The organism is Blastococcus saxobsidens, from assembly GCF_010682065.1.
GTDB lineage: Bacteria > Actinomycetota > Actinomycetes > Mycobacteriales > Geodermatophilaceae > Blastococcus > Blastococcus saxobsidens_B.
The window spans coordinates 261,898-287,355 of record NZ_JAAGWG010000002.1; the positions used below are offsets into that span (position 1 = coordinate 261,898).

The following is a 25,458-nucleotide window of genomic DNA, read 5'->3' on the forward strand; positions in this document are numbered from 1 at the left end:
ACTGGGCGCCAGCCTGCCCTGTCCGGGCGATTCGCACACGCTGCCGCGCTGCCGCGGCTCAGCGGCGCCCCACCTGGCCGTTCCCCGCGGCGAGCGGCGAGACTGTGCGGCGTGAACGAGCAGCCGGTGCAGTTGCGGGTGGCCATGGCCCAGGTCGACACCCGCGTCGGTGACCTGGCGGGCAACAGCGACCTGGTGCTCCGCTGGGCGGTGCGGGCTGCCGAGGCCGGCGCGCACCTGGTCGTCTTCCCGGAGATGACGCTGACCGGCTACCCGCCGGAGGACCTGGTGCTGCGGGAGTCCTTCGCCCGCGCGAGCGAGCAGGCGCTGGTCGACCTGGGCGCCCGGCTCGCCGCCGAGGGGCTCGGGGACCTCGCCGTCGTCGTCGGGTACCTGGCGCACACGCGAGGCGCAGGGCCGGCGCCGGTCGACCACCCCGACGACGACGACCGCCCGAGGGACGCCAACCCGCGCCGCGGGGCACCGCGCAACGCCGCGGCCCTGCTGCACGGGGGCGACGTCGTCGTCCGCTACTACAAGCGGCACCTGCCCAACTACGGGGTCTTCGACGAGGCCCGCTACTTCGTGCCCGGCACAGAGCTGCCGGTGGTGCGGCTGCACGGCGTGGACGTCGCGCTGACCGTCTGCGAGGACCTGTGGGTCGAGGGCGGTCCGTGCGGCGTGGCCGGGCAGGCCGGCGTCGACCTCGTCGTCTCCCCCAACGCCTCCCCCTACGAGCGGGCGAAGGACGACCTGCGCCTCCCGCTGGTGCGCCGCCGGGCGGCCGAGGCGGGAGCGGCGATCCTCTACTGCAACCAGGTCGGCGGCCAGGACGAGCTGGTCTTCGACGGCGACTCGATGGCGGTCTCCCCCACCGGCGAGCTGCTCGCGCGGGCGCCGCAGTTCGTCGAGCACCTGCTGACCGTCGACCTCGAGCTCGACCCCGCGGCGACCCCCGAGCGGCGCGAGGGCCGGCTCGGCCCGATGACCGTCACCCGCCACGTGCTGTCCGACGAGCCGGTCGCGGCCTACGAGGCGCAGCCGGCTCCGATCGCCGAGCCGCTGGAGGAGTGCGAGGAGGTGTGGCGGGCCCTCGTCCTGGGGCTGCGCGACTTCGTCGACAAGAACGGCATGCCCTCGGTCGTGCTGGGTCTCTCCGGCGGCATCGACTCCGCCGTCGTCGCCGCCCTGGCCGTCGACGCGCTGGGTGCGGACCGGGTGCACGGCGTGGGCCTGCCCTCGAAGTGGTCCAGCGAGCACTCCCTCGCCGATGCCGAGGACCTCGCCCGCCGCACCGGGCTGCACTACTCCGTCGTGCCGATCGCCCCGATGGTCGACGCCTACGAGTCCTCCGTCGAGCTGTCCGGGGTGGCCGCGGAGAACCTGCAGGCCCGGGTGCGCGGCACGCTGCTCATGGGGCTGTCCAACCAGCACGGGCACCTGCTGCTCACGACGGGCAACAAGAGCGAGGTCGCCGTCGGCTACTCGACGCTCTACGGCGACTCCGCCGGTGGGTTCGCCCCGATCAAGGACGTGCTCAAGACCCTGGTGTGGGAGCTCGCCCGCTGGCGCAACGCCGCCGCCCGGGAGCGCGGCGAGACCGAGCCCATCCCGGTGAACTCCATCGAGAAGCCACCCTCGGCGGAGCTCGCCCCCGGCCAGGTGGACAGCGACTCGCTGCCCTCCTACGACGAGCTGGACGCGGTGATCGCCGACTACGTCGACCGCGACCTCGGCATGGCGCAGCTGCTCGAGCGGGGCCACGACCCGGAGGTGGTCGCCCGCGTCCTCCGGTTGGTGGACACCGCCGAGTTCAAGCGCCGCCAGTCCGCTCCCGGTACCAAGATCAGCCTCAAGGCGTTCGGCCGCGACCGGCGGCTGCCCGTCACCAACCGGTGGCGCGAGACGCTGCCCACCGTGCGCGAAGGAGCCAGGGCATGAGCGAGTCGGTCCTCTACGGCGGGCAGTCGACGTCGCGGGTGCGGATCCACCACCTGCAGCAGGCCAAGGAGCGTGGCGAGAAGTGGGCGATGCTCACCGCCTACGACACCTACAGCGCGGCCGTCTTCGAGGAGGCCGGCATCCCGGTGATGCTGGTGGGTGACTCGGCGGGCAACGTCGTCCTCGGGCACACCAGCACCGTGCCGGTGACGGTCGAGGACCTGCTGCTGATGACCAAGGCGGTGACCCGCTCCACGAAGCGGGCGCTGATCGTGGCCGACCTGCCGTTCGGCAGCTACGAGTCCGGCCCTCAGCAGGCGTTCGACACCGCCGTCCGGTTCATGAAGGAGGGCGGCGCCCAGGCGGTCAAGCTCGAGGGCGGCGTGCGCGTGGCCCCGCAGATCGCGCTCCTCACCGACGCCGGGATCCCGGTGATGGCGCACATCGGCTTCACGCCGCAGAGCGAGCACGCCCTCGGCGGCTTCCGGGTGCAGGGCCGGGGTGCGGGCGCCGAGCAGCTGCTCGAAGACGCGCGCGCGGTGCAGGAGGCCGGCGCGTTCGCCGTCGTCCTGGAGATGGTGCCGGCCGGGATCGCCCGCCAGGTGAGCGAGGAGCTGTCCATCCCGACGGTCGGCATCGGCGCCGGCGTGGACTGCGACGCGCAGGTGCTGGTGTGGCCGGACATGGCCGGTCTCAACGGCGGCCGGGTGCCGAAGTTCGTGAAGAAGTACGCCGACCTGCGCGGTGAGCTGCTGCGGGCGGCGAAGGAGTACGCCGACGAGGTGCGCAGCGGCGTCTTCCCCGGCCCGGAGCACTCCTTCGACTGACCGTCCTCCGCTCTGGGGGTCGTGCACCTGCTCCACGACCCGTGCAGGACTTCCAGAGCGGATGAAGAACCCCCAGAGCAGCGACGGTCGGAGAACTCAGCCGGCGAGCTGGGCGACCAGCACGGTGGGCGCATCGACCAGCGAGGGGCCGTACCAGGTGAGGAGCCGGCCGCTGACGAACACCGGTCGAGCCTGCGGCCACGCCTCCGGGCCGTCGGCCGGGGTGAACGCGTAGGGCTCGTCCGGGAACACCACCAGCTCGGCCGGGACGCCGACCGGATCGTCCCGGCCCAGCTCCGGATACCGCTCGGCGTGCCCGGCGAAGACGTTGCACACCCCGAGCCGGGCCAGCACGTCGCCGGCGAAGGTGTCCCGGCCCAGCACCATCCACGGCCGACGCCAGATGGGCACGACGGCGCGGACGTCGGGCAGCCGCGGCGGGTCGGTCCACACGCTGCGGGCCCGGACCAGCCAGTCGGGGTCGGGCCGGTCGAGCACCTGGAGCAGGCGCCCGAGGGAGTCCAGCGCTCCGTCCACGGTCGCCGGCGCGGTCACCCACACCGGGACGCCGGCCGCGCGCAACGCGTCGACGTCGGAGTCCCGGTTCTCCTCGGCGTTGGCGACCACCAGGTCCGGCGCCAGGGCGAGCACCCGCGCGAGGTCGGGCCACTTCGTGCCGCCCACCCGCGGCACGTCGAGCCCGGCCGGGTGGGTGCACCAGTCGGTGACCCCGGCCAGCAGGGTCGCGTCGGTGACGGCGATCGCCTCGGTCAGCGACGGGACGAGGGACACCACCCGGCGCGGCGCCGCCCCGCCGTACGGCGTGCCGCGGTCGTCGAGGCGGGCCGGTGTCACGCCGCGGCGGCGCGCAGGGTGTGCTCGATCCGGTCGAGCAGCTCGTCGACCTGGTCCTCGTCGTATCCCCGTCCGCGGCCGAGTCCCGGCTTCCGGAACACGATGGAGCGCACCTCGTCGGCGGTCAGCTGCGGAGGGCGCCGGAGCGCCAGCGCCGTCAGCGCCTCGGCGGCACGGGCCAGGAAGGCGTCGACCTCGTCGGGGGCGTACCCGCGCCTGCCCAGGGGCGGCCGGCCCAGCTGCGCCGCCCGCAGCTCGTCCGCGGTGATCACGGGCGTCAGACGTCGGTGATGCGGACGCCGGCGTGCACCTTGTACCGCCGGTTGACCGAGACCAGGTTGATGGTCAGGGCCTCGACCTGGCGGGCGTTGCGCAGCCGGCCGGCGTAGATGCCGCGCATGCCCGGCAGCCGCCCGGCCAGCGCCTGCACGGTGTCCATGGACGCGCGGTCGTCGCCGACGACCATCACGTCGCCGTCGAGGGTGGGCTTGGACAGGTCCTCGAGCAGCTTGGCCGACAGGTGGTGGAACGCGCCGACCACGTGCGAGTCGGGCAGCAGGGCGGCGGCCTGCTGGGCGGCGCTGCCCTCCTCGACGTCCAGCACGTAGGCGCCGAGCTCGTCGAAGCCCATGGGCACCACGCAGTCGACGACGATCTTCCCGGCCAGCGGGGTGGCCAGCTCGGCCAGGGTCGCGGCGTGCCCGGCGAAGGGGACGGCGACGATCACCAGGTCGGCGGCGCCGGCGACGTCGACGTTCGAGCCACCGGTCACCGACACCTCCGCGTCGCCCGCGACGGTGGCGGCGCGCTCGGCGACCTCGGCGGCCACCTCGGCGGCGCGCTCGGCGTCCCGGGAGCCGAGCAGCACGCGCTGCCCCTGGGCGGCCAGCCGGACGGCGAGCCCCCGCCCCTGCGGGCCGGTGCCCCCCAGCACCCCGATGACCAGTTCCTCGACCGCGCGACCGTCCGACACGTCACTCCTCCCGGGGAGCCGGGTTCTCCGGCTGCTCGGCTCCGATCATGCCCGCCCGATCAGGACGGCGGCGGGTCACCCCGCCACTCGCGGTCCTCGGCGTCGAGCTCCTCGTTCCGCTCGGCCACCGCGTCGAGCGCGTGCTCCGCCTCGTCCCGGGTCTCGTACGGCCCGAGCCGGTGCCGCTCGGCGCACCCCTCCACGGGTTCGACGGTGTGGTGCTTCAGACAGAAGAACCAGGGCCCTCCGGCCATGTGCGCAGCCTCCTTCGCTCGACGTCGTCCCCACCCTTCCACCCGGGCCCGTTCCTCGCCGTGGGCGCTACCCCGCCCGGTCGGTTATCGGTCGCGCACAATTTGCCCCGGAATCGCCGATCGTGCGGCATCCTGCTGCCGTGACCAGCCCGGAGCCCGCGCCCACGCCCGCCGGGCCGATGCCGCAGGTGACCCCGGTGCTGAGCGGCCCCGACGGTGGTCTGGCCGCCCTGGCGGTGGCCGCGCTGCTGATCACCGGCGGGCTCATGGGCTCGCTCAACCTGCTCGTGGAGGGCGTCCTGCGCGAGGGCGCCGGCCGGTGGGCCTACGGCGCCACGATGCTGCTGCTCCTGTCACTCGGGGTCTCCATCGCCGTGCGCGGCCGGATCAGCCCCCGGCACACCTTCGTGCTCGTCCTCGTCGGCGACCTCGTCTACCTGGTCGTCGTCCTCTGCATCCACGACCCGCTGCGCTACGCCACGCCGCTCATGCTGCTGTTCCCGGCGCTGATCGCGGCCTGGTTCCTCGAACTGCGGCAGCTGTGGGTGCACATGCTCGTCACGGCCGCCGTCTGCCTGATGGCGCTGTGGCCTAGCTACGACAACGCCATCGGGCTGGGCGTCCAGGTGGGGGTCAGCGCGGGCATGCTGAACGCCGCCGCGCTCGGGGTCTTCCTGCTGCGGCGACGGGTGCAGCGGCTGCTGGTGGCCACCGAGAACCTCACCCGCCTGGACCCGCTGACCGGCCTGTTCAACCGCAGGTACCTGGTGGAGCAGGCGCCCCGGTTGTGGCGGCAGGCCCGGCGCGAGGGCACCCGGGTGTGCGCCATGGTCCTCGACCTCGACCACTTCAAGCGGCTCAACGACCAGTTCGGGCACGGCGCGGGCGACCAGCTCCTGACCGCGGTGGCGCGCTCGCTGGCCGCCACGGTCCGCCCGGCCGACGTGCTGGCCCGCACCGGTGGCGAGGAGCTCGTCGTCGTGGGCTCGGTGTCCGACGCGGCGGAGGGCCGCCGGCTGGCGGAGCGGCTGCGCGCGGCGGTCGCCGCGGCCCGGACGCCGGACGGGTACGGGGTGACCGCCTCCGTCGGCCTGGCGGTGGCCCGGCCGGTGGACGGCGAGGACCCGGTGGCCGCCCTCTGGCGACTGGTCGACCTGGCCGACGCGGCTATGTACGAGGCGAAGCGCCGTGGCCGCAACCGCGTGGCCACCGCCGCGGCTCCCCGCGCACGTTCCCCGCGCCCGGAGGAGACCCCCGCCTGAGGGAACGCACACCCCGCTCCCCGGCCTCGACCGGTGAGTTCGCCGGTTCTCTGCTTCCCTTGATCCATGTCGCTCGTCCTGCCGGACCCGACGCGGACGGTGCCGCTGCCGCTGCGCGAGCAGGCCGACGTGCGCGACCGCTGGCTCACCCAGCGCCTCCTGGACGTCCTGCCCGCTCTCATGGACCGCTGCGGCATCGACCTGTGGATCGTGGCCGGCCGCGAGTGCAACGAGGACCCGGTGCTGCGCACGCTGCTGCCGGCCACGTGGTTGTCGGCGCGCCGCCGCACGATCCTGGTGCTGCACCGCAGCGACGACGGGGTCACGCCCGCAGCGATCTCCCGCTACCCGGTGGGCCAGTTCCTCGCGGCCTGGACACCGGGGTCCTCGGGGGCCGGCGCCGACGGCGAGCAGCAGTGGGCCGAGGTCCGCCGGTTCGTGGAGCAGGCCGACCCGCTGCGGATCGGCATCGACGTCTCGCCGGACTTCGCGCACGCCGACGGGCTCTCCCACACCGAGCACCGGCTGCTGACCGAGGCCCTCGGCCCGTGGGCCGACCGGGTGGTGTCGGCCGAGGAGCTCGCCGTCGGCTGGCTGGAGACGCGGCTGCCCGAGGAGATCGCCGCGTTGCACGCGCTCAACCGCCTGGCCCACGACGTCATCACCGAGGCCTTCTCCCCCGCCGTGGTGCGCCCGGGGTCGACGACGGCGCTGGACGTGGCGTGGTGGATCCGGCAGCGGCTGCACGACCTCGGTGTCGAGCCGTGGTTCCAGCCGTCGGTGCTGATCCAGCGGGCGGGGGTGCCACTGGCCGAGGAGCGGGGGGCGCTGCTGCCCGCGGTGCCCTTCGACGCGGTGATCGAGCCGGGCGACCTGCTGCACTGCGACGTGGGGCTCACCAGCCTGGGGCTGCGCACGGACAACCAGCGCAACGCCTACGTCCTGGGGAGCGGTGAGAGCGCGGCGCCGACGGGGCTGCGCGAGGCCATGCGGGCGGCCAACCGGCTACAGGAGCTCACCGTGGCCGCCCTCGTCCCCGGGCGCACCGGCAACGAGGTGCTCGCGGCGACCCGCGCCGCCGCGGCTGCCGAGGGCATCGACGGCGAGGTGTACTCCCACCCCATCGGCTACCACGGGCATGGCGCCGGGCCCGCCGTCGGGCAGTGGGACGAGCAGCGGCGCATCCCCGGCGCCGGGGACTACCCGGTCCGCCCCGACACCGTCCTCGCGCTGGAGCTGGCCGTCAGCCGGCCGGTGGCCGAGTGGGGCGGCCAGTGCGTGCGGCTGGGGCTGGAGGAAGGTCTGGCGCTGACCGGCGGCGGAGCCGAGTTCCTGGGCCGGCGGCAGACCGAGTTCCTCATGATCGGCTGAACCGCCGGCGACCGCTGGGCGGCCGCCGGCGGAGGAGCCTACTTCTTCCGCGCCGCGGCGGTCTTCGTGTCGTTCGCCTTCTGGATGGCGTCGACCAGGTCCTTCTTCTTCATCCGGGACCGGCCCGAGATGTCGAGCTTCTTGGCCACGTCGAGCAGGTGCTCCTTGGTGGCGTTGGCGTCGACCCCGCCCGACGTCTGCTTCGCGGTGCCGCGGCCGCCCTCGGCCTGCGCGTCGGAGGGGCCCTTCTTCCCGCCGGGCTTCTTCTCCCAGTGGTCGCCGACCTTCTCGTAGGAGTGCTTGACCGCGGCCCAGGCCGTCCGGTTGGCGCGCTCCTCGTCGTCGTACTCCTCGACGGCGGAGTCGTAGGCCTTGGTGAACGTGCGCTGGGCCTTCTTCTCCGACCGGCGCAGCGTGCTCGGCAGTTCCGACTGCTTCGCCTCGCCCTTCTTGCTGGTCTTCGGCATGACCATCTCCTCTCGGGTCCGGCCGTGCCCCTACCCCGCCCGGCGATCATGATCACATCGCGAGGAACGGGACCAGTGCGGCGGCCAGCGCCTCGGGTGCCTCCTCCGCCATGTGGTGGCCGCTGTCGATCGGCCCGCCGCCACGCAGATCGGAGGTCCAGGCAGCCCAGATCTCCCGCGGGTCGCCGTGGAGCTCCTCCAGGTCGTCCCGGGCCGACCAGAGCACCAGGGTCGGGCACCCCACCCGCCGTCCGGCCGACCGGTCCGCCTCCTCGGCCAGCCGGTCGACGCCGAGCCCGGCCCGGTAGTCCTCGAGCATGGCCAGGCGGGTCGCCGGATCCCGGATCGCGGCGAGGAAGTCGGCGTGGTTCTCCTCCCCCATCTCCACGGCCCTGCCGGGCGCCAGCGCGTCGTACCAGGCCTCGGGGTCGGCAGCGATGGCCCGCTCGGGCTTGCCCGGCTGGGCGAAGAAGAACCAGTGCCACCAGGCCGCGGCGAAGCGGGCGTCGGCCCGCTCCAGGTGCTCGACCAGCGGGATGCAGTCGAGGACGGCCAGGTGGGTGACGGCCTCCGGGTGGTCCAGCGCCGTCCGCAGGGCGACGTAGCTCCCCCGGTCGTGCCCGACGAGGGCGAAGCGCTCTTGGCCGAGCGCGCGCATGAGCGTGACGACGTCGCCGGCCAGCGCCCGCTTCGAGTAGGGGGCGTGGTCGGCGGTGGTGGCCGGCTTCGACGAGCGGCCGTAACCCCGCAGGTCGGGGCAGACCACGGTGTGTCCCGCCGCCACGAGCAGCGGCGCGACCCGGTGCCAGGTCGTGTGCGTGCGCGGATGCCCGTGCAGCAGCACGACCGGCGGCCCTTCCCCGCCGACCCGGAACCGTAGGACGACCCCGTCGCCCACCTCGGCGCGACGCTCCTCGAAGCCGTCGAAGAATGCGCCCCTCACGCCCCCGATCCTGCTGCACGGGTGCGCGGACGACGAATCCCCCCGACCGGCCGGACGGCTGGTCGGGGGGATTCGGGTGCGGGAGTCAGTCCTGGGCGGCCGCGAGGGTCTCGTGCAGCGCCCAGTACGCGGGCTTGCGCTCGTAGTCCTCGAACATCACCGTCGCCGCCCCCTGGCCCGGCGAGAAGCTCGGGACCCACGAGTACTTGTCGGTGAAGCCCCAGATCGTGAAGGAGTTGCAGTCCTCGACCGACAGGCAGGCCTCGAGGACCCCCTGGTAGGTGTCGGCCTGCTCGGCCAGCTGCTCCGCCGTCGGCACCCCGCTCGCGGGCAGGGTGAACCGGACGTCGAGCTCGGTGATCGCGGTCTCCAGGCCCAGGTCGTCGAAGCGCTGCATGTTCTCGTCCAGGGTCGACGGGAAGGGGTACTGCAGGTCCAGGTGGGCCTGGAACGCGAACCCGTGCAGCGGAACTCCCTGCTCGAGCAGGTCCTGCGACAGTTCGTGGTAGGCGGTGCTCTTGGTGTTCCAGTCCTCGACGGCGTAGTCGTTGAGGAAGAGCTCGGCCTCCGGGTCGGCCTCGTGGGCCCAGTGGAAGGCCTTGCCGATGATCTCGGGGCCGAGCCGCTGGATGAAGATGTTGGCGGTCGCGAGCTCGGGGTCGTCCCGCAGCCGGACGCCGCCCTTGTCCCACTCGTCGGCGAAGATCTCGTTGGCGACGTCCCACTGCTGGATGCGGCCCTTGAAGTGGCCGACCACCGTCTGGATGTGCGACTTGAGGATGGCCTCGAGCTCCGCGTCGGTGTGGTCGCCCTCGGTGACCCACGCCGGCAGCTGGCTGTGCCACAGCAGGGTGTGGCCGCGGACGACCTGACCGTTGGCCTCGGCGAAGTCCACGATGGCGTCCGCCGGCCCGAAGTCGTAGACGCCGGGCTCGGGATGGATGAAGTCCCACTTCATCTGGTTCTCGGGCGAGACCGAGCTGAACTCGGCGGCGAGGATCTTCCGGTACTTCTTGTCGTAGGTGAACGGGTCCGGGTAGTCCTCGTTCATGTGATGGCCGCCGCCGGCGGCCGCAGTCCCGATGACGAGGTCGTCGGGAGCGACCGTGCGCAGGCCGTTCTTCTTGGCCTGGCCGTAGGACTGGTCCTCCTGCGCCTGGACCGGCGGGGCCGCCTTGTCCTTGGGCGCTGCGGTGGCGGGCAGGACGGTGGCGGCCAGGACGACGGGCAGCACGCCCAGACCCACCGCGCAGCGCGTGACCGCGCCGGAACCGAACCTCGATGTGCGCATTCCTCGACCTCTCGTCGGCGTCGTTGCCGTCTCCCGATAACTTCCGGAAGGTTGCCGGAACGTTACGAAGGTCACATCTGGGGCGTCAAGGGCGACCTGCGTCGTGCCTCGTCGCGCCGCGTGTCCCCGTCCGGCGGAGGCCCGCCGACTGCCCCGGTGGGGTGGTCCCCCACGGGCGGCAACGGTCCCCCGGGGCGTCCGGCCGTAGGCTGGCCGCCCGACGAGGAGGGGCATGTTGGCCGACCACCAGGCACGCACGGTGACGATCGCGGACATCGCCGCGGAAGCCGGCGTCTCCGTCCCGACCGTCTCGCGGGTGCTCAACGGGCGCTCCGACGTCGCGCCGCGGACGCGCCAGCGCGTCGAGCAGCTGCTGCGCGACCACGGCTACCAGCGGCGCGGGGTGCGACCGCAGCGCCGGGCCCGGCTGATCGACCTGGTGTTCAACGACCTCGACAGCCCCTGGGCGGTCGAGATCATCCGCGGTGTCGAGGACGCGGCGCACGCCGCCGGCGTCGGCACCGTGGTCACCGCGATCCACCGGCGGGCCAGCGCCGCCCGGGAATGGCTGGAGAACCTGAGCGCGCGGGCCAGCGACGGCGCGATCCTGGTGACCGGCGACCTCGACCCCGAGCTGCACTCCGAGCTGCGCAACCTGCAGGTACCCGCGGTCGTGGTCGACCCGGCCGGGGTGCCCGGCCTCGACGTGCCGACGATCGGCGTCACCAACTGGGCCGGCGGGCTGAGCGCCACCGAGCACCTGACCGGCCTGGGGCACCGGCGCATCGCCTTCGTCGCCGGGACGCCGACGCTCTGGTCGGCCCGGGCCCGGCTGGACGGCTACCGCGCCGGCCTGGAGAGCGCCGGCCTGCCGTTCGACCCGGAGCTGCTCGTGGCCGGCGACTTCGACTACGCCTCCGGCGCCCGGGCCGCCGACGTGCTCCTGGCCCTGGACGACCCGCCCACCGCCGTCTTCGCGGCCAACGACCAGATGGCCCTCGGGGTCTACGAGGGGGCCCGCCGCAAGGGCGTGCGGGTGCCCGACGACCTCAGCGTCGTCGGGTTCGACGACCTGCCCCAGGCCCGGTGGTCCTCCCCGCCCCTGACGACGGTGCACCAGCCGCTCGCGGAGATGGGGATGATGGCGGCCCGGACGGTGCTGCGCATGGTCGACGGCGAGACCATCGAGAGCCCGCGGGTGGAGCTCGCCACGCGGCTGGTCGTCCGGGACAGCACCGCGCCCTCGCGTCTGCTGGCAGCCGGCCCGGTCCCGTCCTAGCCGGCGACCACCCGCAGCCCCCGCCCGGCGGGTCAGGGCTCCAGGTAGGTGCTCCAGTGCTCGCGCTCGTCGTCGGTCATGGGCCGGCTGGTGCTCGCGGTGAAGTCGAAGACGACGAGGACCAGGTCGGCCCGGATGGCGACCTCGCCGTCCTGCACGAGCTCCTGGCGGACGCCGAACGACTTCGTGCCCAGCCGCGTCACCCAGCTGGACACGGTCAGCGACTCGTTCACCCGGTAGTAGAGCTGCCGCAGGTAGTCGGCCTCCAGGCGCGCCAGGATCAGCTCCCCGCCCGGCCGGCCGTCCATCATGGCCAGCCGGGCGTCCTCCAGGAGGCTCAGCGCCCGGGCGTGGTTGACGTGCCCGAGCATGTCGGGGTCGGACCAGCGCAGCTGGACCCGGTGCTCGTGCCGCACGTCAGGGCTGGTCGGCGGTCTCGGCCGACTGGCGGTGGGCCCCCTGCGCGTCGTCGGCGTCGGGGTGCACGGTCCGCTCCTCGGACTCGGCCAGGATGATCTCCGCCGCCACCTCCTCCATGCCGCTGCCCTTCATCCCGTCCTCCTCGGGCAGCAGGTGCGACCGCGTCTCGACGTTGTGCTCGGTGACGTTGTCCAGTGCCTCGGGGCTCGGCTTCTTCTGCGTCGTCACCTCAGAACCGCTGCTGCTCGGTGCCGAGCCCGAGTGCCTGCGCGACCTCCTGGACGTTCTCGAACTGCTGGCCGGCGGGCAGCCGCCGCAGGTCGGCGAGGACCCGGTCGGCGGGGTTCCTCTCCTGCGCCTTGGCGACGAGCTGGTCGCGGTCGGCCGGCCACACCTCCTTGCCCAGTGCCTCGGCGATCGCGGCGCGGTGCTCGATGTCGCCCTGGTCGGTGCCGGGGCTGGTGGCGGGCTGGTGCGGGTCGGTCACGGGATCGTTCTCCTTCGGTTCGGTTCGGTGCGGTTCGGATGGGTTTCGGTTGAGGAGGTCAGTCGGACGACGTCGAGGCGTCGGTGTAGCGGAGGATCGCGGCCACCGGCTCGTCACCGGCGAGGGCCGCCTGGGGCACGACGAGCAGGCCGGCCGCGCCGGCGACCGCGGCCGCCACGAGAGCGGCAGCGGCGGGCTGGACCGAGCCGTGCACGCCGAGCGCGTCCATGTCCTGCTGCCCGACGCCCAGCTCGAGCGGGCCGTTGCCCACGAGCAACGTCGCGTCGTCCGGCCACTCGTCGGTCAGGATCAGCGTCTCCACCTGGCCCTTGCGCAGGGCCTCGACGACGGCCGACGTCCCGGTGACCGCGAGGCCGTGGGCCCCGGCGCTCTGCACCTGCTCGACCGCGGTGGCGATGTCCCGCGCCTCGTGCTCGGCGAGCAGCTCCGCGGTGCGCCGCGAGATCGGCTCGCGGTCGGCCCCGGCCGCGCGGCCACCCTCCTCCGTCGTGACGACGAGGTCGGACCACACGCCGCCGGCGCGGTCGCTGAGGATCTGGCGGGCGCGCACGTCGCCGGCGAGCAGGACGAAACGCGGCTGCACGCGGCGGGCGAGGGACGCGATGTCCTCGGCGACCTTGTCGGCGTTCTCGACCCACTGGTTCTCGGCCGTGTGCATGTAGGTGTTGTGCGCCCAGCCGCCGACCTTGACCTTGCGCATGGGGAAGGTGTCGCCCTCCACCTGCCGCTGCTCCTCCTCCTGGTCGGCGAGCCCCGCGACGGTGATGTCGGCACCCACGCGGTCGGCGACGACCACGACGTGCGGCACCCGACCGGCCAGCTGGCGCAGCAGGGGCAGCAGGTCGGGCTGAGGCGTCCACCGGGCGGTCTCGCGGGCCGGCACGTCGGCCAGCACCTGGTCGAGCACCACGGTCCCGTCGGCGGCGACGACCACGGCACGGCCCTTCAGCGTCCCGGCCTCGCCGCCCTCGTTCCCCTCGAGCAGCCGGGCCCGGACGGCCTCGACCACCACCTCGGGGGCGCCCTGCTCGGTCAGGTGCCCGGTCAGCGCGCGCACCCGCAGATCCAGCTCGGTGTCGGCGTTCTCGGTCGTGTGCGTGACGTCGGCGCACACCGTGGCGTAGGGCCCTGCGGCGGCGAACACCGGCTCCAGGAAGGACACGTCCATGTCGCGGGACAACTCCTCTGTCGATCGGGTGCTGGTCGGTCACGGGGGTCGCGGCTGCTCACGAACCCCGTCGTCGCCGCCTACCCAGGCCCCGCCACCTCACACGCGGTGTCGATCCGCGGAGCCCGGGGTAGGCGGCACCGGACCCGAGAACCTCTCGAGAGGATGAGCGATGACCGTGCGCGACGATCTGCCGTTGCCCGACTACGACCACCTGCCCGTGGGTTCGCTGACGTCCCGGATCCGCACGCTGGGCTCCGATGACCTCAAGACGCTGCTGAGCTACGAGCGTTCCCACGCCAACCGCGTGCAGGTGGTGAGCGCGATGCAGCACCGGCTCAACGGTCTGGCAGAGGGCGCCCAGCCGTCCGGCGGCGACCCGGCCGCCCCGGCCCCCGAGGCACCGCCGGCGGCCGATGGCGGGTCCAAGGCGTCCGAGGCCACCACCGGGCCGAAGATCAACCCTCCGTCCCAGGGCGACCCGACCAACCCCGCCCGCTGACCCGCCTCACCGGCTGACAGGAGCCACCTTTCCTGTCGCGCCGAGTGGGGGGGACGCAGTCCCTCCGGGCAGGCGCGACGCAGCGGCTCATCGCGGCCAGGGGCACGGCTCCTGGCCGCGGTGTCGTCGGGAGGACGACCGTGTCACGGGCCGCGGTGTCGTCCGGAGGACGACGGTGCAACAGCGTCACTGCCCGCTGAAGGCCGCGACGATGTCCATGACCGCGGGACCGAGCAGCACGATGAACAGCGTGGGCAGGATGCAGAGGATCAGCGGGAAGATCACCTTCACCGGGATCTGCATCGCCTTCTCCTCGGCGCGCTGACGCCGCTTGAGCCGCATCTCCGCCGCCTGCGTGCGCAGCACGTCGGCGATCGACACGCCGTACTGGTCGGCCTGCACGACGGCCCGGATGAACCGGCGCAGGTCGGCGACGCCCGTCCGCTCGGCCAGCGCCAGGTAGGCGTCCCGGCGCGGCTGACCGACGGCGATGTCCTGCAGCGTGCGCACCAGCTCCTCGGCCAGCGGGCCCTTGCCGTTGCTGCCGGCACGGGCCATGGCCGACTCGAACCCCAGCCCCGCCTCCACGGCGATCGTCATCTGGTCCAGGGTGTCGGCCAGCTCGAGCCCGATCGCCTCCTGCCGTTCCTGCCCGCGGCTGTGCAGCAGCAGTTCCGGGAGGAAGTAGGCGACGACGGTGCCGAGGATCGCCACACCTCCGGTCAGCGGACCCGGCGAGGACGTGGCCAGCAGCAGCCCGAGAACGCCGGCGACCGGCCCCAGCACCAGCTTCGCCGCGACCAGCCGGGGCACCGGCCAGGCTGCGGGTCGTCCCGCGCGGCCGGCCAGCCGGTCGAGCCGGGCGACGGTGCCCCGCGGGGTGAGGCCACGGGCCAGACCGGCGAGGAGACCCGGCCCGCTCCGGCCGGGCGTGCCGGCCCCGGTGGGCTCTATCCCGCGGAGCAGGTTGTCGCGGACCTGGGCGTTCCCGCCGCCGGCGCCGGAGAGCAGCGACCAGCCCAGCACGGGGAGGGCCGCGCACAGGGCGAGCGCGGCCACGATCACGGAGGCGGGGACGGTGGCCATCAGAACGTGATCGCCACGGTCTTCTTGAGCCACAGGCCGCCCACCAGCAGCATCAGCCCCGCCCCGCCGAGCAGGCCGTAGCCGACGAGGCTCTCGGTGAACTTCGCCAGGTACTCCGGGTTGCTCACCGAGAGGAAGCCGGTCACGCCGAAGGGCAGGGCCATCAGCACGATCGCCGAGAGCTTGCCCTCGGCCGACAGCGCCTTGACCTGACGGCGGATGGCGTTGCGCTCGCGGATCGTGTTCCCGACGGCGTCGAGCACCTCGGCGAGATTGCCCCCGACCTCGCGGTGGATGGCGATGGCCTGCGCGACCCAGGTGAAGTCGTCGCTGCCCATGCGCTCGGCCACCTCGTCCAGGGCGTCGTTGAGGTCGCGCCCCACCCGGGTCTCGTTGACGATCCGGGCGAACTCCTCCGACGTCGGCGCCTCGGCCTCGTGGGACACGGAGTCCACGGCCCGCAGCAGGCTGTGGCCGGCCCGCAGGCTGCTGGCCATGAGCTGCAGCGAGTCGTCGAGCTGGTCGGCGAAGGCCGCCTGCCGACGGCCGGCGCGGAACCCCAGCAGCAGCTTCGCGCCGACGGGCACCAGCACGACGAGGAGCAGGGCCAGCAGCGGGCCGCCCAGGAACCCGCCGAGCAGCGCGCCGGCGACGGTGCTCAGCCCGACGGCGAGGACGAAGTTCGGCAGCGTCATGGACATCCCGGCGCGCTCGAGGGCGGCCGCCCCGGAGGCGAGCCGGCCGCGGCCCCGCAGCACCTTCTCCACGGCGGCCTCGGCCGCCGCGCCCGCACCGGCCAGAGCCGACGTCGGGGGCGCCAGCGACGGGTCGAGCCGGCTCAGCGGCACCCGGGCCGGGCCGGACGGCAGTACGACGAGGGCGACGACCAGCAGCGCCGCGGTGATCGCGGCGACGCCGAGGACGAGGAGTGCGACCGGCACGGTCACCACCTCCGGGGCGCGGCCGGCTCGACGGCGCCGAACACGCGCGGCGAGAGGGTGATGCCGAGGTCGTCGAACTTGTCGGTGAAGCGCGGCCGCACACCGGTCGGCACCGGCTTGCCGAGGAACGTGCCGTGCGCGTCGACGCCGGCGGAGTAGTCGAAGAGGAAGGCGTCCTGGAGGGTGACGGTCTCCCCCTCCATGCCCTGCACCTCGGTCACGTGGGTGACGCGGCGGCTGCCGTCCCGCAGCCGGGTGATCTGGACGACGAGGTCGACGGCGGAGGCGATCTGCTCCCGGATGGCCCGCAGCGGCAGGTCCATGCCGGCCATGAGCACCAGCGTCTCCAGCCGGGCGATGGCGTCGCGCGGGGTGTTGGCGTGGACGGTGGACAGCGAGCCGTCGTGGCCGGTGTTCATCGCCTGGAGCATGTCCAGGGACTCCCCACCACGGCACTCCCCGACCACGATCCGGTCGGGGCGCATCCGCAGGGAGTTGCGCACCAGGTCGCGGATGCTGATCGCGCCCTTGCCCTCGATGTTGGGCGGCCGGGACTCCAGCCGGACGACGTGGTCCTGCTGGAGCTGCAGCTCGACGGCGTCCTCGATGGTGACGATCCGCTCGCCCTCGGGGATGAAGGAGGACAGCACGTTCAGCAGCGTCGTCTCACCGGTGCCGGTACCGCCGGAGACGATCACGTTCAGCCGGGCCTGGACGCAGGCGTCGAGCAGCTCGGCCATCTCCGGGGAGAGCGTGCCGAAGTCGATCAGGTCCTCGACGGTGAACGGGTCCTTGGAGAACTTCCGGATGGTGAGGGTCGAGCCGCTGAAGGCCAGCGGCGGGATGACGGCGTTCACGCGCGAGCCGTCGGCCAGCCGGGCGTCGACCAGCGGGGAGGACTCGTCGATCCGCCGTCCCACCCGGGAGACGATGCGGTCGATGACCCGGCGCAGGTGTTCCTCGGAGGTGAACCGCGTGGCGGTGCGCTCCAGCCGGCCGCTGCGCTCCACGTAGATGGCGTCCGGCCCGTTGACCATGATCTCGCTGACCGCAGGGTCGTCGAGCAGCCGCTGGAGGGGGCCGTACCCGAGCACGTCGTCGGCCAGTTCGGCGGTCAGCCGCTGCCGCTCGTCGGTGCTGAGCGGGACGTTCTCCTCCTCGACGACCTCGTCGAGCTCCTTGAGGACCACCGCCCGCAGTGCGTCCTCGGCCATCGAGGGGTCGTTCATGCGGCTGCCCATGCGCTCGAACAGGGCCTTGCCGACCCGGTCCTTGAGCCGGGCCAGGGCGTCGGTCGGCGGCGCGGGGGCGGCCACCGGCCGGGGCCTGGGCAGGGTCCGGACGGACGTCGTCGCGGGCGTGCCGGCTCGCGCCGGCGCCAGGTCGACGGCGGGGGCCGGCTGGTCGGTCGCCGGTGGCGCCGCTCCCCCACCGCGCGCGGCCTCCAGCCGCGGGGCGAGGTTCACGACGCCGCCCGGTGCTTGGCCCGGTACTTGCCGGACTTCATCAGCGGGGTCGCCGCGAAGCGGGACACCAGGCGGCGCAGTTCGCGCACCATCGGGTCCCGGCGGCCGCCGCTGCTCAGGATCGGGACGCCCTGGTTGGTGGTGGCCGGCACCGACTTCGACCGGGGCAGGACGACGTCGACGCCGGTGCCGATCGTGGTCTCGACGTCCCGCACCGTCAGCCCGCCCTTGGGCTCGGCGAAGTTCATGACGACGTGCCGGCCGGCCGGGATCATGGCCAGCTCGCGCAGCACGTCGAGCTCCTTGCGCAGCCCGCGCACCCCGGGCACGTCCATGCTGGTCAGCATGATCACGTCGGAGGCGCGGTCGAGCGCCGCCAGCGTCTGCTCCGACAGACCCGGCGCGGTGTCGACGACGACGTAGCGGAACTCGCGGGCCAGGGAGGCCAGCAGCCGGGTGACGTCCTCACCGGTGACCGTGTCCCCGGCCGCCGGGGACTCCGCACCGCACACGGCGAACAGCCCGCTCGGGTGCTGGGTGAGGAAGGTCTTGAGGACCATGGTGTCCTCGGCCGCCGGACCGTGCACGGCGTCGGGGAGCGTGTACTCGGGAACGAGCCCCAGCGCGGAGGCGACGTCGCCGAACTGCACGTCGAGGTCGACCAGGACGGTCGACTGGGGCGCGGCCTCGGTGAGCCCGATGGCCAGGTTCGTCGAGACGGTGGTCTTGCCGACGCCGCCCTTCGGGGAGGCGACGGTGATGACGCGGCCGGCGTAGCGATCGGTCTCGCTCGTCGGTCGCAGCACCCGACGCCGGCCGGCGGCCGCGCGCCCCGCCCGCTCGACCGCGGCACCGATCTCCGCCACGTCGGCGTCCGGCGGCAGCAGGTCGCGGATGCCGGCCCGCATCGCCGCCTGCCACATCTCCGGCGAGGGCTCGGCCATGAGCACGACCGTGATGCCGGGCGACTGCACGTCGAGCCGGGCGGCCAGGCTCAGCACCTCGTCCGCGGGCGCGTACGGGCCGACCAGCAGCACGTCGGGCAGCTCGCCGTCGACCAGCTGCTCGAACAGGCGGGCCAGGTCGCTGGGGAGCCGGCCCGGCGGCAGGACGTGGAGGTCGCCGTCGGTGGCCTGCTTGACCCGCAGGATCAGCTCCTCACCGGCACCGGCCAGGACGACGCGGCTCATGAGTAGGCCTTTCCGTAGATGGTGTCCGGCGTCAGCACCTGCGTGCGGGAGACGTCGGGGTCCGCGGGCTCGAGGGTCAGCCAGATGCTGGCGTGCTCGGCGCCGAAGACGATCGCCTCGGCCTGGGCGGCCGTGACGGCGAACGTGATCATGAGACTGCCGGAGGGCGCGGGACCCGCGACCGGTGCCGCCGCGCCCTCCGCGGGCGGGGCGGGAGGCGCCGGGGCACCCTGCACCTGGGTGACCAGCACCTCGTGCAGGACGGAGTGGGTGGTCCCCGGATCGGCCATGGAGACGACCAGCCCCACCCGGTCGCCGGCGGCCAGCCGCCCGCCCACGGCGCGCTGCGGCTCCAGGACGATGCTGACCTCCTGAAGGCCGTCGGGCACCGGCACGGTCCCCGGCGTCTGCAGCGCGTCGGGCCGCACGAAGCGGCTGTCGAGGAGCTGCTCCCCGGCCTGCAGGTCGACGGTGGCGACGCGGTCGGCCAGGATGGCCAGGTCGGTGACCCGGCCGGCCAGCGCCGCCTTGGCCGGCAGCACCTCGATGCGCACGAGATCGCCCAGCGCGCTGCCGGCGGTCCCGGCCGGGATCAGTGCATCGGCGACCAGCACCTGCACGGTGCTCGCACCGGCGAAGGCGCGGGCTTCCGCGCCCCGGACGTAGCTCACCAGGACGACGGTGCCCACGGCGATGAGGACGAGGGCCGCCGCGGCGGCCAGGAGTCGACGTCTCACGAGGGTGCCCCTATCGGATCAGTCGGAGGATGGAGGCGCCCAGCTGAGGGGCGTCGGGGCTGTACTCCCAGTCGTCGGACAGCTCGACGAAGCGGGTGAAGTGGCCGGTGATGCAGCGGACGTTGCCGTTGCACGGCGCCGGGGAGGACCTGAACTGGCCGGTGAAGGAGTAGCCGGTCAGCCGGAAGGCCGCGTAACCGTGGACGCGGTACCAGCCGCCACTGCCCGTTCCGCCGGCCTCGTCGTAGATCGGCAGCAGCACCGTCTGACCCAGGTAGGAGGCGAAGTCCGCCGGCGTGCAGCCACCGGACGGTGACTGGCCGGGGTCTGACTGGAGGATGCCGTCGATCTGGCTGGCGGTCCCGCAGCCGGCCGAGCCGGTCCGCACGAATCCGAAGCCACCGGGGATGTCGTTGCCCGACTGCGGGTGGCACTCCGGGGCGTCGTCGGTCTTGGTCAGCCTGAGGAACTGCGGCTTCTCGTCGTTCGGGATGCCCCCGCCGGTCTGCTTCTCGAACGCGCACCAGGAGAAGGCGAGCGGCAGCACCGCGGTCCCCTGGCTGGGCGCCCCCCAGCCGACGGTGGCCGTGGCGGTGACCTGGCTGGAGTCGTGCCCGATCACGGGGGCGAACCAGTGCTCCTTGGGCGCGCCACCGGTGACGGTGACGCTGAGCGGGTCGCTGCTGAGGACCGGCTGGCCGGCCGTGCCGGTGGGGTCGTTGAGGGTGATCAGCTGCTGCGCCGTCGCCAGCATGTCGCCGCAGTTGCCACGCGAGCAGTCCTGGGCGACGGCGATGGCAGCGGCATCGGCCGCCACCTGGAGTCGGGCCCGTTCGGCGTAGAGGGCACCGAGGTCGACGGCGATGGCCGCGAACCCCAGCATGGGGACCATCAGCAGCGCGAGGACGACCGCGGAGGCGCCGCGCTCCCCGGCCAGCCGCGCTCGGACGCCGGCGGTCAGCCGTTGCATCGCATGACCCCCGAACCGGTGAGTTCGATCCCTGTGCCGAAGAAGCCGGTCAGGTACGGCTTGGAATAGGTGATGGTGAGGCGGACGGCGGTGTCGCCGGCGCCGGTGGTGGGGCAGGTCTCCGCGGTGCCGCCGACGATGACGATGTCGATCTGGGCGTCGGTGATCGCCGGATTCAGCGAGGCTGCGGCCTGGCGGACGACGGCTCGCGCGTCCGCCGGGTCGTTGCGCAGGGCCATCGCCCGCACCCCCTCACGGGCGGCGGCGGAGAGCGTGCCCTGGACCTGGAAGGCGTGGCCGAACTCGACGATGCCGATGACCAGCGTGATCAGCAGCGGCACGATGAAGGCGAACTCGACCGCCGTCGCCCCCCGCTGGTCGCGCAGACGTCTCCTCATCCCTGGTCACCGCCCCTCCTCGTGCAGCGGCGCAGCGGCCCGGGAGGAGGGCCGCTGCGCCGCATCGCCACGTCGTACGCAGCAGCGAGTGATCAGCCGCCGGTGGTCGTGGTGGTGGTGGTGCCACCGACGGCCGGCAGCTTGCCCTCGACGTCGGAGAAGAGGTCGCTCAGCCCGCCACCGAGGGTGGTCACGGCGACGATGATGGCGACGGCGATCAGGCCGACCATGAGGCCGTACTCGACGGCGGTCGCGCCCTTCTCGTCACGGCGCAGGCGGTCCTGGGCGAACGCGACGAAGCTGGCGATGGTGGCGTAGGCGTTGATCACGTGTACTCCCTGAGATGTCGGCCGTCGGGCAGGATCGGGTGATCCGGCCTCTGCGGCTGCTGGGGGAGGTTGTGAGGGCCGGCTCTGGGCTGCTTGAGGCTTCTTCACCCGGTTCACGGACACGGGCCCGCCGTTCAGGTGACGCTGCACAGCCCGATGTGACTGCGCGTGAGCAGATCGGCCGGATCAGCCGGGTCCGGCACTGCTCCAGGCGACCGCCACGGCGGCCCCGAGCAGCATCGCCGGGCCGAACGGGAGCTGCGAGCGCAGGCCGATGCGGCGCGCGGCGAGCAGGAGCAGGGCCAGGACCGCCTGCACGACGAAGCCGGCCGCGGCCCCGAGCAGCACCGCGCCCCAGCCGAGCCACCCCAGCGGCAGACCGATGAGGCCGGCCAACTTGACGTCCCCCATGCCCAGGGAGCGCGGGGAGATCAGCGCCATGACCAGGAAGACGGCGAAGAGCAGCGCCGCACCGAGCACGGCGCGCAGCAGCTGCTCCCCCGACCCCTCGGCCACCGCGGCCAGGACGAGCAGAGCGGCGGTGATCCCGGCAGCCGGCGCGATGACGCGGTTGGGCAGCAGCCGGTGCCGGAGGTCGATGACGGTCAGGAGCACACCGGCGCCGGTGACGGCGAGGAAGGGGGGCAGCTCCCACGCCGCGCCGAAGCGGAGCGCGACGAGGGCGAACAGCGCCGCCGTCGCCAGTTCCAGGAACGGGGTCGGCACCGCCCAGCGGGCGCGGGGCGTGTCGGTGCCGTCCCACGGGAACGCCCCGGCGGCCCGGTTGACCGCGGCGCCGACCAGCAGGCCGAGCACGGCGGCGAGCGCGACGGCGAGGGCGGCGGCTGCCGTCACCGGTGGCCCCGCGGACCGACGTGCCTCACGGCGCACACCCTCGCACAGCGGGTCACCGCTGCCGGGCAGCGCGGCGCCGGCCATCCGGGCCCGTCTCCGGGGTTGTCACCGATCTCGCGGCCACGACGGCCTCTCGGGCCGTCCGACCAGGCGACGACCCGTTCCCGGAGCGGCTCGCGTCGGGCTACCGGATCGAACGCGCCGCCGGCGACGCCGCCGGTCCGGCCGTCTCCGCAGGGCTCCGCTCGCAGACCGGTGGCCTGGCAGGCGGCGGTCCGCAACGGACGGCCATGCTCGCTCGGTCGAACCAGTCGGCGCGCGGCGTCCTGGCGCTGCCGGACCGGCCTCGGGGCTGCGGCGCCGGACCGGCCGTCGGAGTGGGAGCGCGGGTCGGACGGCCGTCCGGCCAGGTCCGCGCACCGGCCGGGGTCACGGGCCGGTGCGCGGACGCGGAAGCGCCGGGCAGGAGCGAACCCCTGCCCGGCGCTTCCGTGCGTACGCCTCGATCAGGCCTGGTCGGCCTGACGACGGCGGTAGGCGACGGCACCGGCGGCAGCGGCACCGACCGCAGCCAGGGCGCCGACGCCGATCGCGGCCTGGTTCTCCGTGCCACTGGTGGCACCGGCACCGGTCTCGGCACCGCCGGCGGGCATGGTGCCCATCTGGGCGGCCTTCAGCGGGCCACAGGCGGCGGGGGCGGTGGCCTCCATGGGCAGCGACGGGTCGAGGTCGCTCTTGATGTCGCCGTCGTAGGCGCCCGAGCCGTCCTTGTCGATGCCGTGCACGACGAGCACAGCGGTGCCGGCGGCGAAGGCCTTCTGCACGTCCTCGGTCACCGAGAAGGTGCGCTCGTAGGTGTACGAGCCGCCCTCGGCGGTCGGGAAGCGGTCGACGGCCAGGCCGCTGTCCGGGCTGGTGTCGCCCTCGGTGGTCAGCGACGTGCCGATGGCGCCGTAGTACTTGGCGGCCTCGGTGACGCTGACGAAGCCGTCCTTGTCCGCGTCGTCGGCCAGGTCGTTGGTCGGGCAGGTGCCCATGGCGCCGATGTGGAAGTGCTGCGCGTGCGGGGAGCCGGCCAGCAGGCCCGAGGCCTTCACCGTGACGGTGGCCTGGTCGCCCTTGAGGGTCACCATGCCGGTGCCGCTGACGCCGGAGGAGTTCACCGCCCCGAGGGAGGCCTGGTAGCTGCCGTCGTGGTCGGCGAGTGCGGTCCCCATGGTGAGCAGCGGGAACGCCGCGGCTGCGATGGCGACGGTCGGAAGGGCGAATGCCTTGCGCATGTGAACTCCTGTGTCTGGGAGGTTGTCCTCCCGGGCGGGAGGGGTCTTCGGGAGCCCGGTCGGTTGCGGCTCCCGTTGGGGCCCGGCGCAGTGCTCGCGCCGGTCGCGCAGCGGGTCGGGGAGGACCCTGCGTAGCGGCGCGGACCCGAACCGTCGGTCCGGGGTGCGCCAGGCCACATCAGGCCTTCGCATCCGATGCCCGTGTCGGTTCATTTCGAACGCGTACAACCTGATCGCGTCCATGACGATTTGATGACACGCCGCCCCGACCTGCGACGCGGGAGCAGGCGACGGACGAGTCGGCCTGCACGCCGGGCACGGTTCACCGGCGCCGGAGCCGACCGGGAGCTGCCCAGCAAGGATGCCCGAGTTCCCTTATATAAGCGGGAGCCGATAGGATCCCGGACTTGTCCGCGTTCGACATCCTCGGCGATCCGGTGCGCCGGCGAATACTGGAGCTGCTGGTCGACGGCGAGCAGAGCTCCGGCGCGATCACGGACGTGATCCGGGCCGAGTTCGGACTCTCCCAGCCGGGTGTCTCACAGCATCTGCGCGTGCTGCGAGACAGCGGGTTCACGTCGGTGCGACCCGAGGGTGCTCGCCGGTTCTACGCCGTCGAGCCCGGGCCGCTGAGCGAGGTCGACGCCTGGTTGGACCGGTTTCGCCGGTTGTGGCAACAGCGCCTCGACGCCCTGGAGACCGAACTGGCCCGGGGCAGGCGTGCAGCTCGGACACCGGCTGGCGGGGAGCCCACTCGACCGACCGACCCCGGCAGCGATGCGGACGAGACCGATCCAGCAGCGAAGGGACCCTGACGTGAAGGACCTACTGGACGAACTGGCCGCCGCGCACCGGGCGATGGGAAAGGGCAGCGTGCCCGCCGGCGAGGCCTACACCATCGAGCTGCGGCGGCGATACGAAGCGCAGATCGACGACGTCTGGGACGCCGTCACCATCCCCGAGCGGCTGCAGCGCTGGTTGAGCCCGGTCACCGGGGATCTGCGGCTCGGCGGGACGTTCGAGCTGGGCAGTGGCGAGCACGGCGAGATCCTCCGGTGCGAGCCGCCGCGCCTGCTGAAGGTGTCCTGGCTCTACGGGCCGGACGCCGATGCCTGGGCCGGCACGAGCGAGGTGGAGGTGCGCCTGTTCCCGGGCCCGACCGGCGGCACCGACGTCGACCTGATCCACGCAGCGGTCCTCGGCGAGCCCCTCTTCCCGACCTACGGCCCCGGTGCCGGCGGCGTCGGCTGGGACCTGTTCCTCCTCGCCCTGGCCCAGCTGTTGGCCGGTGGCGAGACGGCCGAGCACGAGGAGGTCCAGAAGTCGCCCGAGGGGCAGGAGTTCATCCGGCGCAGCGCCGCGGCCTGGGGCAGGGCTCACCTGGCCGCCGGTGGCGAACCGGAGCACGTCGCGGCCGCAGTCGAGGCCACCACCAGGTTCTACGCGCCCGACCCGACCTGAATCACCGCTGCGGTCGGCCTCCGTCGCGGAGCAGGACGAGAAGCACGACAGGCGAGTTGTCCCCCAGCCAGGAGGAATGCGCGTCATGAGGTTCACCAACTCGATCGAGATCGCCCTGGCGCGAGAGGGAGTGGCCCAGCTGCTCGCCGACCCCGCACACCTGCCGAAGTGGCTGCGAGGAATGGTGCTGCACGAGCCCGTGGACGGGATGCACGGACATCTCGGCACCAGGTCGCGTGTCGTGATGCAGTCGGGGAAGCAGACGATGGAGTGCACCGAGACGATCACACGCCGGGATCCGGCCGACCTGCAGACGATCCCCACAGAGGTCGTCGTTCACTTCGACCGAGAGATCGTCGGCCCGGGCATGTGGAGCGTCGTGCGCGATCGGCTGACCGAAGCCGATCCAGGAACGACGCTCTGGGAGAGCGAGAGCGAGTACCGGTTCACCGGTCTGCTGATGCGGCTGGTGGGGCTGCTCATGCCCAGCGCCTTCCGCAAGCAGTCGCAACAGCACATGCGGGATTTCAAGGCGTTCGCCGAGCAGGGGAAGGATGTCCGCGACGTGAGGGGGTGATCTGCCGCGATCCGCAACGAGGGACTCGACCTGCAGCCATCCCTGGCCTGGCTCCGACGACCGGACGAGGGTCGCCGTGGACTCCGTTCTCGGCCGAGTGGTGAACC

The 25,458-nt window shown here is 73.4% G+C and carries 30 protein-coding genes; 9 read left to right on the top strand and 21 right to left on the bottom strand.

All coding sequences use genetic code 11. From position 1 onward, the window contains the following. Positions 1–111 precede the first annotated feature (111 nt). Entirely contained in the window at positions 112–1,941 is a 1,830-nt protein-coding gene (locus tag GCU60_RS02325) for an NAD+ synthase (protein ID WP_345770335.1), read from the top strand. Further along, positions 1,938–2,768 (top strand): 3-methyl-2-oxobutanoate hydroxymethyltransferase, encoded by an 831-nt coding sequence (gene panB, locus GCU60_RS02330; protein WP_163202003.1) that lies wholly within the window; start codon positions 1,938–1,940, stop codon positions 2,766–2,768. Before GCU60_RS02325 ends, panB begins: the two co-directional genes overlap by 4 nt. A 96-nt stretch (positions 2,769–2,864) precedes the next feature. Here the strand turns inward: panB and GCU60_RS02335 are convergent, their stop codons facing one another. From GCU60_RS02335 to GCU60_RS02350, 4 genes are read right to left on the bottom strand one after another with little or no spacing between them, the layout of a single operon-like run. Beyond that, complete coding sequence (locus GCU60_RS02335) at positions 2,865–3,623, bottom strand: helical backbone metal receptor (protein WP_345770336.1); 759 nt, start codon at positions 3,621–3,623, stop codon at positions 2,865–2,867. Continuing rightward, the gene (locus GCU60_RS02340; RefSeq protein ID WP_163202004.1) at positions 3,620–3,895 is read right to left on the bottom strand and encodes a DivIVA domain-containing protein; all 276 of its coding nucleotides are present in this window, start codon (positions 3,893–3,895) and stop codon (positions 3,620–3,622) included. The genes GCU60_RS02335 and GCU60_RS02340 overlap by 4 nt, the downstream gene beginning before the upstream one ends. A 5-nt stretch (positions 3,896–3,900) precedes the next feature. Continuing rightward, positions 3,901–4,596, bottom strand: a complete 696-nt coding sequence (gene npdG / locus GCU60_RS02345) for an NADPH-dependent F420 reductase (protein WP_163202005.1) — start codon at positions 4,594–4,596, stop codon at positions 3,901–3,903. A gap of 59 nt (positions 4,597–4,655) precedes the next feature. Then, on the bottom strand, positions 4,656–4,850 hold the full coding sequence (locus GCU60_RS02350) for a hypothetical protein (protein WP_163202006.1): 195 nt from the start codon (positions 4,848–4,850) through the stop codon (positions 4,656–4,658). Positions 4,851–4,990: 140 nt separating this feature from the next. Here GCU60_RS02350 and GCU60_RS02355 point away from each other — a divergent pair, with 140 nt between their 5' ends. Then, positions 4,991–6,112, top strand: coding sequence for a GGDEF domain-containing protein (locus tag GCU60_RS02355; protein ID WP_345770337.1), 1,122 nt, complete (start codon positions 4,991–4,993; stop codon positions 6,110–6,112). Between the two features lie 66 nt (positions 6,113–6,178). Then, complete coding sequence (locus GCU60_RS02360) at positions 6,179–7,483, top strand: M24 family metallopeptidase (protein ID WP_163202007.1); 1,305 nt, start codon at positions 6,179–6,181, stop codon at positions 7,481–7,483. A gap of 38 nt (positions 7,484–7,521) precedes the next feature. On the opposite strand, the gene GCU60_RS02365 is transcribed toward GCU60_RS02360, so the two are convergent. The 3 genes from GCU60_RS02365 to GCU60_RS02375 form a co-directional block, all read right to left on the bottom strand. Continuing rightward, positions 7,522–7,950, bottom strand: a complete 429-nt coding sequence (locus GCU60_RS02365; RefSeq protein WP_163202008.1) for a ChaB family protein — start codon at positions 7,948–7,950, stop codon at positions 7,522–7,524. Positions 7,951–8,002: 52 nt separating this feature from the next. Then, complete coding sequence (locus GCU60_RS02370) at positions 8,003–8,893, bottom strand: alpha/beta fold hydrolase (RefSeq protein WP_163202009.1); 891 nt, start codon at positions 8,891–8,893, stop codon at positions 8,003–8,005. A gap of 85 nt (positions 8,894–8,978) precedes the next feature. Next, entirely contained in the window at positions 8,979–10,184 is a 1,206-nt protein-coding gene (locus GCU60_RS02375; RefSeq protein WP_163202010.1) for an endo-1,4-beta-xylanase, read from the bottom strand. 232 nt (positions 10,185–10,416) lie between these two features. On the opposite strand from GCU60_RS02375, the gene GCU60_RS02380 reads away from it, so the two are divergent. Further along, entirely contained in the window at positions 10,417–11,463 is a 1,047-nt protein-coding gene (locus GCU60_RS02380) for a LacI family DNA-binding transcriptional regulator (protein WP_204261224.1), read from the top strand. A gap of 32 nt (positions 11,464–11,495) precedes the next feature. Here GCU60_RS02380 and GCU60_RS02385 read toward each other — a convergent pair whose 3' ends face one another. From GCU60_RS02385 to GCU60_RS02400, 4 genes are read right to left on the bottom strand one after another with little or no spacing between them, the layout of a single operon-like run. Continuing rightward, positions 11,496–11,879: a thioesterase family protein gene (locus GCU60_RS02385; protein WP_163202011.1), complete on the bottom strand. Its 384-nt coding sequence runs from the start codon at positions 11,877–11,879 to the stop codon at positions 11,496–11,498. A 1-nt stretch (position 11,880) separates the two neighbouring features. Continuing rightward, on the bottom strand, positions 11,881–12,111 hold the full coding sequence (locus GCU60_RS02390) for a hypothetical protein (protein ID WP_163202012.1): 231 nt from the start codon (positions 12,109–12,111) through the stop codon (positions 11,881–11,883). Between the two features lies 1 nt (position 12,112). Continuing rightward, on the bottom strand, positions 12,113–12,370 hold the full coding sequence (locus tag GCU60_RS02395) for a DUF2795 domain-containing protein (RefSeq protein ID WP_163202013.1): 258 nt from the start codon (positions 12,368–12,370) through the stop codon (positions 12,113–12,115). A gap of 58 nt (positions 12,371–12,428) precedes the next feature. Beyond that, positions 12,429–13,559 (bottom strand): Vms1/Ankzf1 family peptidyl-tRNA hydrolase, encoded by a 1,131-nt coding sequence (locus GCU60_RS02400; RefSeq protein ID WP_163202014.1) that lies wholly within the window; start codon positions 13,557–13,559, stop codon positions 12,429–12,431. Positions 13,560–13,731: 172 nt separating this feature from the next. On the opposite strand from GCU60_RS02400, the gene GCU60_RS02405 reads away from it, so the two are divergent. After that, complete coding sequence (locus GCU60_RS02405; RefSeq protein WP_163202015.1) at positions 13,732–14,061, top strand: hypothetical protein; 330 nt, start codon at positions 13,732–13,734, stop codon at positions 14,059–14,061. 186 nt (positions 14,062–14,247) lie between these two features. Here the strand turns inward: GCU60_RS02405 and GCU60_RS02410 are convergent, their stop codons facing one another. From GCU60_RS02410 to GCU60_RS02455, 10 genes are all read right to left on the bottom strand, one after another. Continuing rightward, on the bottom strand, positions 14,248–15,147 hold the full coding sequence (locus GCU60_RS02410; RefSeq protein WP_163202016.1) for a type II secretion system F family protein: 900 nt from the start codon (positions 15,145–15,147) through the stop codon (positions 14,248–14,250). Then, on the bottom strand, positions 15,147–16,088 hold the full coding sequence (locus tag GCU60_RS02415; RefSeq protein ID WP_163202017.1) for a type II secretion system F family protein: 942 nt from the start codon (positions 16,086–16,088) through the stop codon (positions 15,147–15,149). The genes GCU60_RS02410 and GCU60_RS02415 overlap by 1 nt, the downstream gene beginning before the upstream one ends. A gap of 2 nt (positions 16,089–16,090) precedes the next feature. After that, the gene (locus GCU60_RS02420; RefSeq protein WP_163202018.1) at positions 16,091–17,554 is read right to left on the bottom strand and encodes an ATPase, T2SS/T4P/T4SS family; all 1,464 of its coding nucleotides are present in this window, start codon (positions 17,552–17,554) and stop codon (positions 16,091–16,093) included. Then, on the bottom strand, positions 17,551–18,744 hold the full coding sequence (locus tag GCU60_RS02425) for an AAA family ATPase (protein WP_163202019.1): 1,194 nt from the start codon (positions 18,742–18,744) through the stop codon (positions 17,551–17,553). Before GCU60_RS02425 ends, GCU60_RS02420 begins: the two co-directional genes overlap by 4 nt. Beyond that, a complete protein-coding gene (cpaB, locus tag GCU60_RS02430; protein WP_163202020.1) occupies positions 18,741–19,481 on the bottom strand; it encodes an RcpC/CpaB family pilus assembly protein in 741 nt (246 codons plus the stop codon). Before cpaB ends, GCU60_RS02425 begins: the two co-directional genes overlap by 4 nt. 10 nt (positions 19,482–19,491) lie before the next feature. After that, complete coding sequence (locus GCU60_RS02435) at positions 19,492–20,451, bottom strand: pilus assembly protein TadG-related protein (RefSeq protein ID WP_163202021.1); 960 nt, start codon at positions 20,449–20,451, stop codon at positions 19,492–19,494. Beyond that, a complete protein-coding gene (locus GCU60_RS02440) occupies positions 20,439–20,849 on the bottom strand; it encodes a TadE/TadG family type IV pilus assembly protein (RefSeq protein WP_163202022.1) in 411 nt (136 codons plus the stop codon). The genes GCU60_RS02435 and GCU60_RS02440 overlap by 13 nt, the downstream gene beginning before the upstream one ends. A gap of 92 nt (positions 20,850–20,941) precedes the next feature. Beyond that, a complete protein-coding gene (locus GCU60_RS20040) occupies positions 20,942–21,178 on the bottom strand; it encodes a Flp family type IVb pilin (protein WP_345770338.1) in 237 nt (78 codons plus the stop codon). Between the two features lie 186 nt (positions 21,179–21,364). Continuing rightward, on the bottom strand, positions 21,365–22,033 hold the full coding sequence (locus GCU60_RS02450) for a prepilin peptidase (RefSeq protein WP_345770339.1): 669 nt from the start codon (positions 22,031–22,033) through the stop codon (positions 21,365–21,367). 506 nt (positions 22,034–22,539) lie between these two features. Further along, entirely contained in the window at positions 22,540–23,313 is a 774-nt protein-coding gene (locus GCU60_RS02455) for a hypothetical protein (protein ID WP_163202024.1), read from the bottom strand. Between the two features lie 407 nt (positions 23,314–23,720). Here GCU60_RS02455 and GCU60_RS02460 point away from each other — a divergent pair, with 407 nt between their 5' ends. The 3 genes from GCU60_RS02460 (at position 23,721) to GCU60_RS02470 (ending at position 25,351) form a co-directional block, all read left to right on the top strand. Further along, positions 23,721–24,128 carry an ArsR/SmtB family transcription factor gene (locus tag GCU60_RS02460; protein WP_163202025.1) on the top strand — a complete coding sequence of 136 codons (408 nt, stop codon included), beginning with the start codon at positions 23,721–23,723 and terminating at the stop codon, positions 24,126–24,128. Between the two features lies 1 nt (position 24,129). Beyond that, positions 24,130–24,774 carry an SRPBCC domain-containing protein gene (locus GCU60_RS02465; protein ID WP_204261225.1) on the top strand — a complete coding sequence of 215 codons (645 nt, stop codon included), beginning with the start codon at positions 24,130–24,132 and terminating at the stop codon, positions 24,772–24,774. Positions 24,775–24,859: 85 nt separating this feature from the next. Further along, positions 24,860–25,351, top strand: a complete 492-nt coding sequence (locus tag GCU60_RS02470; protein WP_163202026.1) for an SRPBCC family protein — start codon at positions 24,860–24,862, stop codon at positions 25,349–25,351. The last annotated feature ends 107 nt before the right edge of the window (positions 25,352–25,458 follow it).